The following is a 15,811-nucleotide window of genomic DNA, read 5'->3' as shown; positions in this document are numbered from 1 at the left end:
TCAGGCTCCCTGTCCGGCAAGGCCCAGGGCCTCGCGTACACGCGTTTTCACTTTCAGGCGGTAACGGCGATCGAGCGCCGCCAGTACGCCGCCCAGGGCCATCATCAGGCCGCCCAGCCAGATGAAGCGCACGAACGGCTTGATGTGCACCCGCACTGCCCAGGCGCCGTTATCCAGCGGCTCGCCCAGGGCGACGTAGAGGTCGCGGGTCAGGCTGCCGTGGATGCCGGCCTCGGTCATCATCGAGTTCTGCACGCTGTACAGGCGCTTCTCCGGGTGCAGCGTGGCCACTTCCGAACCGTTGCGGGTCACGACGATGGTGCCCTTGTCGGAGGTGAAGTTCGGGCCTTCGAAGTGGTGGGTGCCCTCGAAGCGGAACTGATAGCCGGCCAGCTCCACCGACTCGCCCGGCGCCATGCGCAGGTCGCGCTGGGCGCTGAACTGGCTGGTGAGGACCACGCCGATGGCGCAGACGGCGATACCGAAGTGCGCCAGCTGCATGCCCCAGTAGCTGCGGTTCAGGCCCGCTGCACCGACGATCAAGCCCTTGTGGCGGACCTTGTCGAAGAAGTCGCGCACGCCGGCCAGCACCACCCAGGCGGCCAGCAGGAACACGCCCAGCACTTCCCAGTGCAGCTCGCCGTAGAGGAAGCTGCCCAGCGCGCCCAGCACCAGGGTGCCGATCAGCACCGGCGTCAGCATGCCGCGCAGCCAGCGGGTCGGGGTGTCCTTCCAGCGCACCAGCACGCCGACCGCCAGGGCCAGCATCAGGATCGCCATCAGCGGCACGAACAGCGCGTTGAAGTAAGGCGGGCCGACCGACAGCTTGGCGCCGCTGATGGCGTCGAGCACCAGCGGATAGAGGGTGCCCAGCAGGATCATCGAGGCGGTCACCACCAGCACCAGGTTGTTGAGCAGCAGCAGGGTCTCGCGGGACCACAGGGCGAAGCCGACCTGGCTCTTGACCACCGGCGCGCGCAGGGCGAACAGGGTCAGCGAGCCGCCGACCACCACCAGCAGGAAGGCGAGGATGAATACGCCGCGCTCGGGGTCCGAGGCGAAGGCGTGCACCGAGGTCAGCACGCCGGAGCGGACCAGGAAGGTACCCAGCAGGCTGAGGGAGAAGGCCGCGATGGCCAGCAGCACGGTCCAGCTCTTGAACACGCCGCGCTTCTCGGTCACCGCCAGCGAGTGGATCAGCGCGGTGCCCACCAGCCAGGGCATGAAGGAGGCGTTTTCCACCGGGTCCCAGAACCACCAGCCGCCCCAGCCCAGCTCGTAGTAGGCCCACCAGGAGCCGAGCACGATGCCGATGCCGAGGAAGGTCCAGGCCACCAGGGTCCAGGGCCGCGACCAGCGCGCCCAGGCCGCGTCGAGGCGGCCGCCGAGCAGTGCGGCGATGGCGAAGGCGAAGGCCACCGAGAAGCCCACATAGCCCATGTAGAGCATCGGCGGGTGAATGATCAGGCCGGGGTCCTGCAGCAACGGGTTGAGGTCGTTGCCGTCGGACGGCATCTGCGGCAGCAGGCGGCTGAAGGGGTTGGAGGTGATGATCAGGAACAGCAGGAAGCCGGTGCTGATCATCCCCATCACCGCCAGCACCCGGGCCAGCATCACTTCCGGCAACTGGCGGGAGAAGATCGACACGGCGAAGGTCCAGCCGCCGAGGATCAGCGCCCAGAGCAGCAGCGAGCCTTCGTGGGCACCCCATACGGCGCTGAACTTGTAGTACCAGGGCAACGCGCTGTTGGAGTTGCTGGCGACGTAGGCCACGGAGAAATCGTCGTGGAGGAAGGCCCAGGTCAGGCAACCGAAGGAGAACGCCAGGAAGGCGAACTGCCCCCAGGCGGCCGGGCGCGCCAGGCTCATCCACTGGCGATCGCCGCGCCAGGCGCCGATCAGCGGGAAGAAGGACATCACCAGCGCCATGCACAGCGCCAGAATCAGCGAGAAGTGGCCGAGTTCGGGAACCATATCAGTTGCTCCCCTGCTGCGTCGCGCCGTTGGCGCCCTGGCTGGCTTCGTAGTGCTCCAGCTTGCCGCTGTCCTTGAGCGCCTTGGTGACTTCCGGCGGCATGTATTTCTCGTCGTGCTTGGCCAGCACTTCGTCGGCGGTCAGCACACCGCTCTCGTCGATCTTGCCCAGCGCGACGATGCCCTGCCCTTCGCGGAACAGGTCCGGGAGGATGCCGCGGTACTTCACCGTGACTTCCTTGGCGAAGTCGGTGACCACGAACTCTACATCCAGCGAGTCCGCCGAACGCTTGAGCGAGCCCTTCTCCACCATGCCGCCAGCGCGGATGCGGGTGTCATGCGGGGCTTCGCCGTTGGCGATCTGGGTCGGGGTGTAGAACAGGTTGATGTTCTGCTGCAGGGCCGACAGCGCGAGGGTGACGGCCACGCCCACGCCGGCGACGATGGCGAGGACGATGTACAGGCGCTTCTTGCGAACCGGATTCACTTGTTGGCCTCCCGGCGCAGACGACGCGCCTCTTCTTGCAGGTAACGACGGCGCGCCAGCACGGGCGAGGCGACATTGATCGCCAGCACCACCAGGCTGATGGCGTAGGCCGACCACACATAAGGGCCATGCTGCCCCATGGCGAGGAAATCACCGAAGGACTGGAAACTCATAGCGCGCGCTCCACTTCAGCCTTGACCCAGCTGGCGCGGGCCTCGCGCTTGAGCACTTCCAGACGCATGCGCATCAGCAGCACCACGGCGAAGAAACAGTAGAACCCGGCGACCATCAGCAGCAGCGGAATCCACATCTCCGGCGGCATCGGCGGCTTCTCGGTGAGGGTGAAGGTGGCCGGCTGGTGCAGGGTGTTCCACCAGTCCACCGAGTACTTGATGATCGGGATGTTCACCACGCCGACGATGGCCAGTACCGCGCAGGCCTTGGCCGCGCTGTCGCGGTTGGTGATCGCCTGGCCGAGGGCGATGACGCCGAAATAGAGGAACAGCAGGATCAGCATCGAGGTCAGGCGCGCATCCCACACCCACCAGGCGCCCCAGGTCGGCTTGCCCCAGATGGCGCCGGTGACCAGCGCGACGAAGGTCATCCAGGCGCCGATGGGCGCGGCGCACTGCACGGCGACGTCGGCGATCTTCATCTTCCAGATCAGGCCGATGGCGCCGGCCACCGCCAGCATGACGTAGCAGGACTGGGCGAGGAAGGCCGCCGGCACATGGATATAGATGATGCGGAAGCTGTTGCCCTGCTGGTAGTCCGGCGGTGCGAAGGCCAGGCCCCAGACGATGCCGACGCTCATCAGCAGGATCGCGGCGACGGCGAACCAGGGCAGCCAGCGTCCGCTGATCTCGTAGAACCACTTGGGCGACCCAAGCTTGTGAAACCAAGTCCAGTTCATCATCAGGCTCTGTAATGCAAAGCTCTCGTCTGTCGCCGGTCCCGCTTCCCAGGCCGGCGATCGTTCATTCGCCGACGCTGATCTTCAGCCCGGCGGCGATGGCAAAGGGCGTCAGCGTCAATGCTAACGCCGTCAGGCTGGCCAACCACAGCAGGTGCCCGGCGGTCGGCAGCCCTTGCAGGGACGCCTGCAGCGCGCCGCTGCCAAGGATCAGTACCGGTATGTACAACGGCAGGATCAGCAGCGCCAGCAGCAGGCCGCCGCGCTTGAGCCCCACCGTCAGCGCCGCGCCCACGGCACCCAGCAGGCTCAATACCGGCGTACCCAGCAGCAGCGACAACAGCAGGTCCGGCAGGCAGCGCGCCGGCAGCCCCAGCATGAGGGCGAACAGCGGGGACAGCAGCACAAGCGCCAGCCCGGAAATCAGCCAGTGTGCCAGCACCTTGGCCAGTACCAGAAGTGGCAGGGGGTGCGGCGAAAGGACCCACTGCTCCAGGGAACCATCCTCGAAATCGCTGCGGAACAGACCGTCCAGCGACAGCAGCACCGCCAGCAGCGCCGCCACCCAGACCAGACCCGGCGAGAGGTTCTTGAGCATCTCCGATTCGGGGCCGACCGCCAATGGGAACAGCGCAATTACGATGGCAAAGAAGACCAAAGGATTAGCCAACTCCGCCGGACGGCGGAACAGCAGGCGGGTCTCGCGGGCGAGCAGCAGGGTAAAGACGTTGCTCATCGCGCCGCCACCTCCCGCGCATGCTGGCCCAGGTCGAGCGCCCGGTAGCCGGCGGGCATCCGCTCGAGGGTGTGGTGGGTGGTCAGCACGACCAGACCGCCGCGCTCGCAATGGCCGGCCAGGTGTTCTTCGAGCTGCGCCACGCCCTGCTTGTCGAGGGCGGTGAAGGGCTCGTCGAGGATCCACAACGGCGGCGCGTCCAGATACAGGCGCGCCAGGGCCACGCGGCGCTGCTGGCCGGCGGACAGGGTGTGACAGGGAACGTCCTCGAAGCCGCGCAGGCCGACGGCGGCCAGAGCCTGCCAGATGGCCTCGTGGCTGGCCGGCTGGTGCAGGGCACAGAGCCAGGCAAGGTTCTCTTCGGCGGTCAGCAGGCCCTTGATGCCGGCGGCGTGGCCGATCCACAGCAGCAGGCGGGCCAGTTCGCCGCGTTGCTCGGTCAGCGGCTTGCCGTTGAGCAGCACGTCGCCGGCGGTGGGCTGCATCAGACCACTGAGCAGGCGCAGCAGGCTGGTCTTGCCGCTACCGTTGGGGCCGACGATCTGTAGCATTTCGCCAGCGCCCAGTCGCAAATCGAGACGCTCGAACAGCATGCGCCAGTCCCGCTCGCAGGCGAGCGCCACGGTTTCGAGAAGTGGATGGGTCAAGGGCATCGGCAACCGTCGGGCAGAAAACAGTCAGTGGTGCAAAAAAGCGGCCATACCGCCCGGGCGCGCCAAGCGCGGCCACGGGCGGCGCATTATACACAGGCGTTCCTACGCCCGACGTCAGGTTTTTCGACAGGGTGTAACGTCAAAACAGCGCACCCGGCCCTCACCTGGCCGCCGGACGGTCTAAAGTGCCCGCAGCACGCGCCGATACACTGGGCGTCAACCCGTCCCGCATGCCCAGCCAGGTTCCCGATGCCGAGCGAAATTGGCGCCTCCCGCCCGCTCCCGCCCACGCCCCCCTCGCGCAGTGCCCCAAATGCTGCGGAACTGACCCTCAAGCTCGCGCAGAGCCTGGGCGACCTGCTGCCGCCGGGTGAAAAGGCCCAGGCCGAGGTGGTCGCGGTGCGCGACACCCAGGTCAGCTTCCAGCTCCTGCTGCGCCTGACGCTGGCCAGCGGACAGCAGACCCTGGTCAGTGCGGAGAGCCCACAGGCCCTGCCCCAGGGCAGCACGCTGCAACTGTCGGCGCTGTCCCAGACCAACCTCGCCGCCACCCTGCTGACCCAGGTCACGGGTAACCAGGCCATGACCGGCCAGGCGCCGCTGGAAAGCCTGGACCTCGACCTGCTGCCGGTGGGCACCCTGCTGCAGGGCAAGGTCGAAGCCAGCCAGTTGATCGCCCAGGGCAAGGCGGATCAGGCCATCTACAAGGTGCTGGTCAGCCTGCTGAACACGCCGCTGGCGGGACGCCAGCTCAGCCTCGAATCGCCCCGCCCGCTGCCGCTGGGCAGCCTGCTCAGTGCGCGGGTACAGGACCAGCAGGGGCTGCAGTTCCTGCCGCTGACCAGCCGTCTGGACCAGCTCGACCTCAGCCAGCAACTGACCAGCCAGCAGACTCGCCAAGGCTCGCTGGAAGGCCTGTTCCACGCCCTCCAGGGCACCGGGCGCGGCCAGTCGCTCAGCCCCGAACTGCGCGAGGCGGTGGACAAGCTGCTCACCGCCCTCCCCGACGCCCGCCAGCTCGGCAACGCCAAGGGCGTGGCCCAGGCCATCCAGCAGAGCGGCGTATTCCTCGAAGCCCAGCTGCTGCGCGGCTCCGAAGGCCTGCCGCAGGACCTCAAGGCCAATCTGCTGCGCCTGATCGCCCAGCTCCTGCCGGCACAGAACGGCACCGCCGCCTCGGTGCTGGGCAACCTGCCGGGCAACGCCCTGGCCGGCGCCAGCAATCTCGCGCAATCGCTACCGGCCTTCGTGCGCAATGCCCTGGGCGTGCTCGGCCAGACTGGCGGGCGCACCCCGCCACCGGTCACCTTCCCACTGCCCAGCCGCCTGGCGCACCAACTGGAAGAGGAAGGCGACCTGGAGTCCCTGCTCAAGCTGGCCGCCGCCGCCGTGGCGCGCCTGCAGACCCACCAGCTGTCCAGCCTGTCGCAGAACGAGGTGCTGCCCGACGGCACCCTGCTCAATACCTGGCAGATGGAAATCCCCCTGCGCCAGCAGCACCACCTGGTGCCGCTGCAGGTGCGCATCCAGCAGGAAGAGCGCCAGGGCAGCGAGCGCGAACAGCAGCGCGACACGCTCTGGCGTGTGGAGCTGGCTTTCGACCTCGACCCGCTCGGCCCGCTGCAGGTCCAGGCCACCCTCGCCCACGGCAGCATCGCCAGCCAGCTGTGGGCCGAGCGGGCCAGCACCGCCAGCCTGATCGACCGAGAACTGGGCACCCTGCGCCAGCGCCTGAACGACGCCGGCCTCACCGTTGGCGAACTGTCCTGCAGCCAGGGCAAGCCGCCCCAGGGCAAGCGCACCACCGTGGAACAGCGCTGGGTGGATGAAACCGCATGAGCAAGCCGAAGAAGACCCCGCGCCAGGTCATCGCCCTCAACTACGACGGGCAAACGGCCCCGACCCTCACCGCCAAGGGTGACGACGAGTTGGCCGAGACCATCCTCGCCATCGCCCGCCACCATGAAGTGCCGATCTACGAAAACGCCGACCTGGTGCGCCTGCTGGCGCGGCTGGAATTGGGCGAGGCGATTCCCGAGGCACTCTACCGCACCATCGCCGAGATCATCGCGTTCGCCTGGTACCTGAAGGGCAAGAGCCCACTGAATGGGGCGGCGCCTGCGGACGAAGCACTGCCACTGCTGGAAGGTCCCGACGGCCGCGCCGACTGATTCCGCTCAGCGGCACCCGGAGCCGCAACGCTCCTCGGCCGGCGTCTGGTAATCACGGATCTCGCCCACGGACGCGCGAATCGGCTGCTCATCCTCGCTGTGGTAAAGCACCATGCTGCTGGTGACTTCGCGCAACTGCGCCAGCGAAAGCGGCTTGTCCAGCACCTGCAGCAACGGCACGCGATTGCGCCAGGCCCACTGGTACAGGCCGGTCTTCTGCTCGGCGCTGTAATTCCCGGCCAGCGCGAACTGGCGGAAAGCGTTGCTCTGGCTGAGGGTTCTCAAACTCATCAGCTCGCTGGGGCCGGGCACGAAGTCGTCAAGGATGAACAGGCTGTAGCGCAGCTGGCTGGACAGCGCCTTGCGCACCTCATCGAGGTCCTGGCACAGGCTCAGGTGATAGAACTCCAGGCGATTGAGCAGCACGCTGTAGTCCAGCAGACGGCCCGGATGCGCACACAGCACCATGGCCCGTCGCGAAATGGCGGCCATATCGGTGGCCCTCTCGGAAGTTTCGACGGGACCAATCTAATGGCGTTCTGAAGGCTTTCTTATCAGACAAGTCCGAAACGCGCGTAGCAAATGGACTACATGCGCCTCCTTGGCTTTGTCTGAACCCTCCTTGGAAATTCCAACTCAACGCAGCTCTTCCTGTGAATTGCGAAAGAGCACCGTCCATTTCCAGATCGGGCCCGGCGAAAAGATGCTTGCGCGATCCCGCACCCGAATGTGAAGCCCCTCCCGGGGCTCACTGTTTTCCGGCATGCCGCTGGCAACCGGCGGCAACGGCTCGGAGCTGGGGGCTGCTGCGCATCACCGCGTGCCAGGAGTGGCATTCCCCTTCCAATCGAATACTGTGCACCCGGCAAGTGGCATTCCAATCACTCCCGGAGCGTGGAAGAGGATATGAAGCACATCACCGCAGCGCTGTTCGTCGCATTTCTGTTGAGCCTGGGTGCCAAGGCTCTCGCGGTGGAGGCGAGCCAAGGCACATTCACGGTCTCGACGCAGTGCGAGGCCTACCAGTCGTTCAAGAAGCAGACCAATCCAGACTCGTTGCAGGTCCAGCCCGGCGAGGTCTTCAGGATCAACGAAGTCAACAAGGCCGACTACCAGTGGGTCAGGCTGCAGGTCCAGGGCGATCTGCGCTGGGTCTCGGCCGCCTGCGGCACGGTCGAGGGGCTGGAGATCGCCGAGGGGAATGCGTCGGCGTGCCGGATTCCCGACACCTACGACAGCTACGTTCTCGCCCTCACCTGGCAGCCCGGGTTCTGCCTGCATCATCGCGGCGGCGCCGACAAGCCCGAGTGCAAGGCGATGCAGAGCGGCCAACTGGTCGTATCCAACTTCACGCTGCACGGGTTATGGCCGAACAAGTCGCAGTGCGGCAAGGACTACGGCAATTGCGCCAACGCACCGGACCTGAAGCTGAGCGCAAACACCGTCGACTACATCAGCCCCTGGATGCCCAATTTCTACTACGGCACGCAGTTCGGTCACTACGAGTGGAAAAAGCATGGCGCCTGCCAGACGGCGATGGCGGACGACGCGTACTTCCGCTTCGCGGTCGACCTGGTGAAATCCTTCAACGACTCCCCCGCCGGACAGTACGTTCGCGACCAGGCCGGCGGAGCCATCTCGCAGGAAAGGTTCTATGCCGAGGTCAACCGCGAGTTCGGCAACGAGAAGGCCGCCAACAACTTCCTGCTGATCTGTAGCGGGGACTACCTGGAAGAGATACGCATCGCCCTGCCGAAGGACCTCAAGGAGTCCCACTCGGTCAACACCCTGATTGGCGACACCTTCGCCCCGGCTCGCCAGGACGACCGCAAGGCCTGCCGCTCCGACCGGGTGCTGATCGAAGCAAAGGGTTACCGGAAATGAGTCGCCCCTGAGCGCAAGGTCACTGTCATCTCAGCGCCGCTTCAACACCAAGGCCACGCCGCCCAGGGTCAGGACCATGGCGAGGATTTCCCGCGTGCCGATGGGATCGCCCAGCATGACGGCGGCGGACAGCACGCCCAGCAGGGGTACCAGCAGCATGCCGGTTGCCGCCACGGACGCGGGAAGGCGCTGTAGCGCCGCGAACCAGGTCAGATAGCAGACGCCCATGGGGACGAACGTCATGTAGACCATGCAGGCGAGCGGCCCGGGCCCCAGGGCGTCCAGTCGTGGCTGCTCGAAGGCGATGCCGAACACCAGCATCGGCAGGCAGCCCAACCCGACCTGCCACGCCGTCGAGACGATCGGCGCCAGCGGGAATGGCCCGCCATTGAGCACCGTACCCAGCGCGAACAGCACCGCGGCGGCCAGCGCAAAGCCGACACCGAGCGCTTGCCCCGGGGCGATTGAGAGCCCGTGGGCGCTCAACAGCACCGTGACGCCGGCCAACCCCAGCAGCAGCGCGGCAAAGCCGCTCGCCGTGGGGCGTATGCCGCGCAGCGGCCAGGCCAGCAGCGTGACCCAGATCGGCATCGTATACACCAGCAGCACGCCTTCGCTGACGTTGATCCACTTCATGGCCAGCGTGGAAAAGCCCATCCAGGCGAAGACATTGGTGAAGGCGGCCGCCGTGAGCCGGGGCCACGCCTGGCGCTCCGGGATCAGCCGCTGTCCTTGCAGCGCAGCGATGACGGCCAGGACGACGGCGGCGATCACCCCCGCCAGCCCGCGGGAGAACAGCGGTGGCCAGACCTGCAGGAGCAGCTTCATGGCGGGCCAGTTGATGGCCCAGCCGCTGGCGGTGACCAGTAGACAGGCGATGCCGGGAAGGCGCGAATCAACGTGCGGGCGGTGCATGCGGGTCAGTGCCTTACCCTGAGCAGATCAACGACATGCGCACACCACACAGGCTCAGCCCCCCCAGGGCGAGGCGGCACGCAGGATTCATCGGTATCGGCGCGGACAAAGGGTGCTCAAGTTGCACCGGCCTGGAGCCTTTGTCGAGCGGCGCGTCCGGCTGAGTCGCACGCGCGCTCGCGAAGGTCGCAAGCCTACTCGCGCTCTTTGCCCTGGTGCAGGCGCGCGACCAGCTCGGCCTCGGCCTGGGACAGGCCGCAGCTCTGGGTCAGGTCGGCCGCCGAGGCGCCCATGCCCACAAGGCGCGCAGCCTGGCTGTAGGACAGGCTGGCGGGATCGCGCTGCTCCATGCGCGTCACGCGCTCGGGCAGCGGCGCAAGCTGCTTGCCCAGGTCGCGCAATTCCTCGCCCATGCGGACATTGATCAGCTGGTAGGACTCGATGCGCTTGCCCAGCTCCTTCAGGCGCTGTTCGAGCGCGTCGACCTGCAGGGCCTGAGCCGCCGCCTGCGCCTGCTGGGCGCGCTGACGCCCGGCCAGCCACACGCAAGCCCCCGCAAGGCCCACACAGGCCACCGCCAGGATCACCAGTGCGATCAACAGCACTTCAGATGCTCTCCAGCTCCGACCACTCTTCCTCGGTCATCATCTTGTCCAGCTCGACCAGGATCAGCAGCTCGCCGTTCTTGTTGCACACGCCCTGGATGAACTTGGCCGATTCCTCGTTGCCGACGTTCGGCGCGGTCTCGATCTCGGACTGGCGCAGGTAGACCACCTCGGCGACGCTGTCGACCAGGATGCCCACCACCTGCTTGTCGGCTTCGATGATGACGATGCGGGTGTTGTCGGAGACCGGCGCCGGATCCAGGCCGAAGCGCTGGCGGGTGTCGATCACGGTCACCACGTTGCCGCGCAGGTTGATGATGCCCAGCACGTAGCTCGGGGCACCGGGCACCGGCGCGATCTCGGTGTAGCGCAGCACTTCCTGGACCTGCATCACGTTGATGCCGTAGGTCTCGTTGTCCAGGCGGAAGGTGACCCACTGCAGAATCGGATCTTCGGCACCTTGCGCTGACGTTTTCTTCATATCCCCTCGCCTCTTCGTCGAACCACGCCGGCAGCGGCGTGGTGGCTTTCATTAAATGGGTTGGCGTTAAATGGATCAGCGCACGCTCAGTGCTGAGGGCGCCGCGTTGCGCCGCTGGCGATCAGCTCGGCCAGTGCCGAGACATCCAGCAGCGCGCACATCTGTTCGATCACCGTGCCGGCCAGCCACGGGCGCTGCTGGCGCTGGGTGCGCCACTTCACCTCGGACGGGTCCAGGCGGATCGAGCGGCTGACCTGGTGCACCGCCAGCCCCCACTCGTAGCCCTGCACGGAAATCACGTACTGCAAGCCTTCGCGATAGTCATCGCGGTAGCGCTCGGGCATCACCCAGCGCGCGGTGTCCAGCACCTTCAGGTTGCCACCCTGGTTGCCCGGCAGAATGCCGAGGAACCAGTCCGGCTGGCCGAACAGCGGGGTCAGCTCGTGCCCCGCCAGCGGGTAGATCGAGCCCAGGCAGACCAGCGGCACCGCCAGGGTCAGCCCGGCGACGTCGAACAGCAGGCACTCGAAGGGTTCGGCGGCCCACACCGGGCGACCGTCGTCCAGCAGCGCCAGCGGCGCGGCCGGCAGCTCGGCGCTGCCCGGCTGGCGCAGCTCGATGACCTGCGCGCTCTGCAGCGACGGCAGCACCTCGTCGGGCGGCGCCACCGTCAGTTCGGGCTCGGGCTCGACCATCGGGGCAACGGGCTCGCGGACGAAGCTCAGGCGGGCGTCGCGCACCTGTTCCTCGAACACCGCGGCTTCGAATTCGTCCAGGCTGACGCTGTCGCGCTGCGGCTCCACCAGGGCCGGCTGGGCCTCGACGACGACCGGCTCGACGGGCTCGACGACCTCGACGCTGGCCAGGGCGACCGGCGCCGGAGCTTCGGGCACGGCGACGGGCGCCGGAGCGGTGTCGCCTGCGAACTCTTCGAAAGCATCCTGCAGCAGCGCATCCAGGTAGGACTGCAGCGCAAGCTGGGGACGCGTGGCGGTAGCGGAACGACTCATGGTTGATGACCGCGCAAAGGGACTTTCCAGCCTATCGGCCGCAGGGTGACGAGACTTGAACGCTCTCGTCGGAAATTCATGCTCGCCATGCTCAGGCCACCTGCGCCGCCGGCACCTGCGCCAGCAGATGCTTGAGCAGCGCGCGGTAGGCGATCACGCCCCGGCTGTTGGCGTCGTTGCGCGACGGCACGAGGCCATGGCGGCTGGCATCGCGCAGCTTGGTGTCCACCGGGACGAAGGCCTGCCAGAGCGTGTCGGGATAGGTGTCGCGCAGCACCCGCAGCGCGCCGAGCGAAGCCTGGGTGCGACGGTCGAACAGGGTCGGCACGATGGTGAACGGCAGCGCCTGCTTGCGCGAGCGGTTGACCATCTTCAGGGTGTTGACCATGCGCTCCAGGCCCTTGAGCGCAAGGAACTCGGTCTGCACCGGGATCACCAGGTGCTGGCTGGCCGCCATCGCGTTGACCATCAGCACGCCCAGCAGCGGCGGGCTGTCGATGATCGCGTAATCGAATTCGTTCCACAGTTGCGCCAGGCTCTTGGCGATCACCAGGCCCAGGCCGTTCTGCCCCGGCGACTGGCGCTCCAGGGTGGCCAGCGCGGTGCTCGACGGCAGCAGGCGCACGTTCTCGTGGCTGGTGGGCAGCAGCAGCGACTCCGGCAGCCCTTCGGGCACGTTGCCCTGGTGCAGGAACAGGTCGAACACGCTGTGCTCCAGGGTGTCCGGATCGTGGCCGAAGTAACTGGTCATCGAGCCGTGCGGGTCGAGGTCGACGATCAGCACGCGCTTGCCGGCGTCGGCCAACAGCCCCGCCAGGGCGATGGAGGATGTGGTCTTGCCGACGCCACCTTTCTGGTTGGCTACCGCCCAGACTTTCATAGTGCTGACTCCCCGCTGGCACAGGATCGGTTCAGGGTTCTCATCAGGGGCTGATGACGCTTTTGGCGCGAGCCGCGTTGCCGCGCCAAATCACGCCAGGCTAGGCGCGGGACGCAGGCAATGGCCGCTCCCTTGGCAAGTTCCGCAACGACGCATGGCGTGATTTGACGCGCAACCCAACGGGACGGGCCGCATTTTGCGCAGTGCCGCGTTGCTCGTCGCTCATTTGGAGTCACCAAACCACTCTCCTCGCGCCTTGCCCTGCGCAAAATGTGGCCGCGTCGCGGCCGCGCCAAAAGCGTCATCAGCCCCTACTGCTCCCCTGACGAAGATTTGACGGCGCCACTGCCGGGCGCCTCGCTGGCAACCACTGGTGCAGGTTGCGTGCCAGCATGTCGCAACGCCGGGTCCGGCTGCGCCTTGCCGCTGCCCACGCCGCTGACGGCGCGACGTACTTCGAGGTTGCGGGAGATCACCAGCACCACCCGGCGGTTGCGGGCGCGCCCTTCGGCCGTCGCATTGTCCGCTACCGGTTGGAATTCACCATAGCCCACCGCGGCCAAACGGCCGGCATCCAGCCCGTCCTGGGCGAGCATGCGCACGATGCTCGCGGCGCGGGCCGTCGACAGCTCCCAGTTGGTCGGGTACTGGGCGTTGTGGATCGGCACGTTGTCGGTGAAGCCTTCGACATGCACCGGGTTGCGGTAAGGCGCCAGAATCCTGGCGACCTTCTCGACGATGGTGAAGGCGGTGTCATTGGGAATCGCATCGCCGCTGGGGAACAGCAGGCTGGAATTGAGGGTGATCTCGATCCAGAACTCGTTGCCGCGCACGCTCACCTGGTCGCTCTTGATCAGCTCGCCGAACGCGTCGCGCATGCTGCCGGCGATCTGCTCCAGGGTATCCGGGCTGCCCTGGGCCTGGCCCTCGTCCATCGGCTCGTTCAGCGACTGGTCCGGCTGCTGGGTGCGCGGTCGCTCTTCGCCGATGGGAATCGGGCGGACCGCGCGGTCCGGCTGGTTGAATACGCCGGTCAGGGTTTCCGAAAGGATCTTGTACTTGCCCTGGTTGATCGACGAGATCGAGTACATCACCACGAAGAAGGCGAACAGCAGGGTGATGAAGTCCGCGTAGGACACCAGCCAGCGTTCGTGATTCTCGTGTTCCTCGTGACGTCTGCGGCGAGGCATCTGCGCGCTCCCCTTCAGCCGACGAAGCCTTGCAGCTTCAGTTCGATGGAGCGCGGGTTTTCACCCTCGGCGATGGACAGCAGGCCCTCCATCAGCATCTCGCGGTAGCAGGACTGACGGTGCACGATGCTTTTCAGCTTGTTGCCCACCGGCAGCAGCAACAGGTTGGCCAGGCCCACGCCATAGATGGTGGCGACGAAGGCCACGGCGATGCCGCTGCCCAGCTGGCTGGGGTCGGCGAGGTTGCCCATCACGTGGATCAGGCCCATCACCGCGCCGATGATGCCGATGGTCGGCGAGTAGCCGCCCATGGCCTCGAACACCTTGGCCGCCGCCAGGTCGCGGGTTTCCTGGTTGAACAGGTCGACTTCGAGGATGCTGCGGATGGCTTCCGGCTCGGCGCCGTCCACCAGCAGTTGCAGGCCCTTGCGCGCATAGGGGTCGGACTCGGCGTCGGCGACGCTTTCCAGGCCCAGCAGGCCTTCCTTGCGCGCGGTCATGCTCCAGCCGACGACATGGTCGATGCCGCCGACCAGGTCCACCCTGGGCGGCAGCATGATCCAGCGCAGCATCTGCACCGAGCGCTTGAGCACCGCCACCGGGGTCTGCAGCAGGGCTGCGGCCAGGGTGCCGCCCATCACGATCAGGGCCGCCGGGCCGTTGGCCAGCGCACCGACATGCCCGCCCTCGAGGAAGTTGCCACCGATGATGGCGACCAGCGCGAGGATCAGGCCGACAATGCTGAGCACATCCATCAGCCGCAGGCCTCGGTGAGGTGGCGGCCGATGTCGTCCAGGCTGTACACCGCGTCGGCCAGGCCCGCCTTGGCGATCGCCATGGGCATGCCGTAGATCACGCAGCTGGCTTCATCCTGCGCCCACACCTGGCTGCCGCCCTGCTTGAGCATCCGCGCGCCTTCGCGGCCATCAGCGCCCATGCCGGTGAGGACCACCGCCAGCACCTTGTCGCCGTAGGCTTTTGACGCGGAACCGAAGGTCACGTCGACGCAGGGCTTGTAGTTCAGCCGCTCATCGCCGGGCAGGATGCGCACGGCGCCACGGCCATCGACCATCATCTGCTTGCCGCCGGGGGCCAGCAGTGCCACGCCGGGGCGCAGCAGGTCGCCGTCCTCGGCTTCCTTGACAGTGATCTTGCACAGCTTGTCCAGGCGCTCGGCGAAGGCCTTGGTGAAGGCCGCCGGCATGTGCTGGATCAGCACCAGCGGCGCGGGGAAGTTGGCGGGCAGCTGGGTCAGGACCCGCTGCAGCGCCACCGGCCCACCGGTGGAAGTACCGATGGCCACCAACCGGTAGGGCTTACGCTTTGGGGCGGCGGAAGTCACCGGCGCCGGAGCTGCGGGCGCATGGCCGCCAGCCGAAGACGCGGGAGCGGCATGGCGCGCGGTGCTGCCGGCCGGCGTCGAAGCCGGCGCCGAGGCGCTGGCGGAATACGAGGAATAGGCCGCGAAGCGACGGTTGCTCTTGGCGATGGTGTGGACCTTCTCGCACAGCAGCTGGCGGACCTTGTCCGGGTTGCGCGAGATGTCCTCGAAGTTCTTCGGCAGGTAGTCGACCGCGCCGGCATCCAGCGCGTCCAGGGTCACCCGCGCGCCCTCGTGGGTCAGCGAGGAGAACATCAGCACCGGGGTCGGACAACGCTGCATGATGGTCCGCACAGCGGTGATGCCGTCCATCAACGGCATCTCGTAGTCCATGGTGATCACGTCGGGCTTGAGCGCCAGCGCCTGATCGATCGCCTCGCGGCCGTTGGTGGCCGTGCCGACCACCTGGATCTGCGGATCGGCGGAGAGAATCTCCGAGACACGGCGGCGGAAGAATCCCGAATCGTCCACCACCAGGACTTTGACAGCCATAGACACTCCTGAATAAAGCCTTGCCGCGCGCGCGGGCGT

General features: G+C 66.9%; 18 protein-coding genes. 3 read left to right on the top strand and 15 right to left on the bottom strand.

The window, feature by feature from the left end; translation table 11 throughout:
• From ACNFBT_RS11500 to ccmA, 6 genes are all read right to left on the bottom strand, one after another.
• Complete coding sequence (locus tag ACNFBT_RS11500) at positions 1-1,974, bottom strand: heme lyase CcmF/NrfE family subunit (protein WP_416749347.1); 1,974 nt, start codon at positions 1,972-1,974, stop codon at positions 1-3.
• Between the two features lies 1 nt (position 1,975).
• Positions 1,976-2,461, bottom strand: a complete 486-nt coding sequence (ccmE, locus tag ACNFBT_RS11495) for a cytochrome c maturation protein CcmE (RefSeq protein WP_416749345.1) — start codon at positions 2,459-2,461, stop codon at positions 1,976-1,978.
• Positions 2,458-2,634, bottom strand: a complete 177-nt coding sequence (gene ccmD / locus ACNFBT_RS11490; protein ID WP_416749343.1) for a heme exporter protein CcmD — start codon at positions 2,632-2,634, stop codon at positions 2,458-2,460. Before ccmD ends, ccmE begins: the two co-directional genes overlap by 4 nt.
• Entirely contained in the window at positions 2,631-3,377 is a 747-nt protein-coding gene (locus tag ACNFBT_RS11485; protein ID WP_416749341.1) for a heme ABC transporter permease, read from the bottom strand. The genes ccmD and ACNFBT_RS11485 overlap by 4 nt, the downstream gene beginning before the upstream one ends.
• A gap of 61 nt (positions 3,378-3,438) precedes the next feature.
• Complete coding sequence (gene ccmB, locus ACNFBT_RS11480) at positions 3,439-4,110, bottom strand: heme exporter protein CcmB (protein ID WP_207888060.1); 672 nt, start codon at positions 4,108-4,110, stop codon at positions 3,439-3,441.
• Positions 4,107-4,763: a cytochrome c biogenesis heme-transporting ATPase CcmA gene (gene ccmA / locus ACNFBT_RS11475; protein ID WP_416749339.1), complete on the bottom strand. Its 657-nt coding sequence runs from the start codon at positions 4,761-4,763 to the stop codon at positions 4,107-4,109. Before ccmA ends, ccmB begins: the two co-directional genes overlap by 4 nt.
• Before the next feature lie 249 nt (positions 4,764-5,012).
• Here ccmA and ACNFBT_RS11470 point away from each other — a divergent pair, with 249 nt between their 5' ends.
• Positions 5,013-6,602 carry a flagellar hook-length control protein FliK gene (locus tag ACNFBT_RS11470; protein WP_416749337.1) on the top strand — a complete coding sequence of 530 codons (1,590 nt, stop codon included), beginning with the start codon at positions 5,013-5,015 and terminating at the stop codon, positions 6,600-6,602.
• Positions 6,599-6,934, top strand: a complete 336-nt coding sequence (locus tag ACNFBT_RS11465) for an EscU/YscU/HrcU family type III secretion system export apparatus switch protein (protein ID WP_416749335.1) — start codon at positions 6,599-6,601, stop codon at positions 6,932-6,934. The genes ACNFBT_RS11470 and ACNFBT_RS11465 overlap by 4 nt, the downstream gene beginning before the upstream one ends.
• Before the next feature lie 6 nt (positions 6,935-6,940).
• Here the strand turns inward: ACNFBT_RS11465 and ACNFBT_RS11460 are convergent, their stop codons facing one another.
• On the bottom strand, positions 6,941-7,426 hold the full coding sequence (locus ACNFBT_RS11460) for a hypothetical protein (protein WP_416749333.1): 486 nt from the start codon (positions 7,424-7,426) through the stop codon (positions 6,941-6,943).
• Positions 7,427-7,840: 414 nt separating this feature from the next.
• On the opposite strand from ACNFBT_RS11460, the gene ACNFBT_RS11455 reads away from it, so the two are divergent.
• The gene (locus ACNFBT_RS11455) at positions 7,841-8,818 is read left to right on the top strand and encodes a ribonuclease T2 family protein (RefSeq protein WP_416749331.1); all 978 of its coding nucleotides are present in this window, start codon (positions 7,841-7,843) and stop codon (positions 8,816-8,818) included.
• Between the two features lie 30 nt (positions 8,819-8,848).
• Here the strand turns inward: ACNFBT_RS11455 and ACNFBT_RS11450 are convergent, their stop codons facing one another.
• From ACNFBT_RS11450 to ACNFBT_RS11415, 8 genes are all read right to left on the bottom strand, one after another.
• A complete protein-coding gene (locus ACNFBT_RS11450) occupies positions 8,849-9,733 on the bottom strand; it encodes a DMT family transporter (RefSeq protein ID WP_416749330.1) in 885 nt (294 codons plus the stop codon).
• A 194-nt stretch (positions 9,734-9,927) separates the two neighbouring features.
• Entirely contained in the window at positions 9,928-10,338 is a 411-nt protein-coding gene (locus ACNFBT_RS11445) for a DUF2802 domain-containing protein (protein ID WP_416749329.1), read from the bottom strand.
• 1 nt (position 10,339) lies between these two features.
• A complete protein-coding gene (locus tag ACNFBT_RS11440; protein ID WP_015476565.1) occupies positions 10,340-10,819 on the bottom strand; it encodes a chemotaxis protein CheW in 480 nt (159 codons plus the stop codon).
• A gap of 86 nt (positions 10,820-10,905) precedes the next feature.
• A complete protein-coding gene (locus tag ACNFBT_RS11435) occupies positions 10,906-11,829 on the bottom strand; it encodes a CheW domain-containing protein (protein ID WP_416749328.1) in 924 nt (307 codons plus the stop codon).
• A 91-nt stretch (positions 11,830-11,920) separates the two neighbouring features.
• The gene (locus tag ACNFBT_RS11430; RefSeq protein ID WP_416749326.1) at positions 11,921-12,709 is read right to left on the bottom strand and encodes a ParA family protein; all 789 of its coding nucleotides are present in this window, start codon (positions 12,707-12,709) and stop codon (positions 11,921-11,923) included.
• Positions 12,710-13,020: 311 nt separating this feature from the next.
• The gene (gene motD, locus ACNFBT_RS11425; RefSeq protein ID WP_416749324.1) at positions 13,021-13,899 is read right to left on the bottom strand and encodes a flagellar motor protein MotD; all 879 of its coding nucleotides are present in this window, start codon (positions 13,897-13,899) and stop codon (positions 13,021-13,023) included.
• A gap of 14 nt (positions 13,900-13,913) precedes the next feature.
• Positions 13,914-14,654 (bottom strand): flagellar motor protein, encoded by a 741-nt coding sequence (locus ACNFBT_RS11420; RefSeq protein ID WP_416749323.1) that lies wholly within the window; start codon positions 14,652-14,654, stop codon positions 13,914-13,916.
• On the bottom strand, positions 14,654-15,772 hold the full coding sequence (locus ACNFBT_RS11415; protein WP_416749322.1) for a protein-glutamate methylesterase/protein-glutamine glutaminase: 1,119 nt from the start codon (positions 15,770-15,772) through the stop codon (positions 14,654-14,656). Before ACNFBT_RS11415 ends, ACNFBT_RS11420 begins: the two co-directional genes overlap by 1 nt.
• Positions 15,773-15,811 lie beyond the last annotated feature (39 nt).

Origin of the sequence: Pseudomonas sp. NY15181, from assembly GCF_048068055.1 — a bacterium.
Taxonomy (GTDB): Bacteria; Pseudomonadota; Gammaproteobacteria; order Pseudomonadales; family Pseudomonadaceae; genus Pseudomonas.
This window is presented reverse-complemented; position numbering and strand designations above follow the sequence as displayed.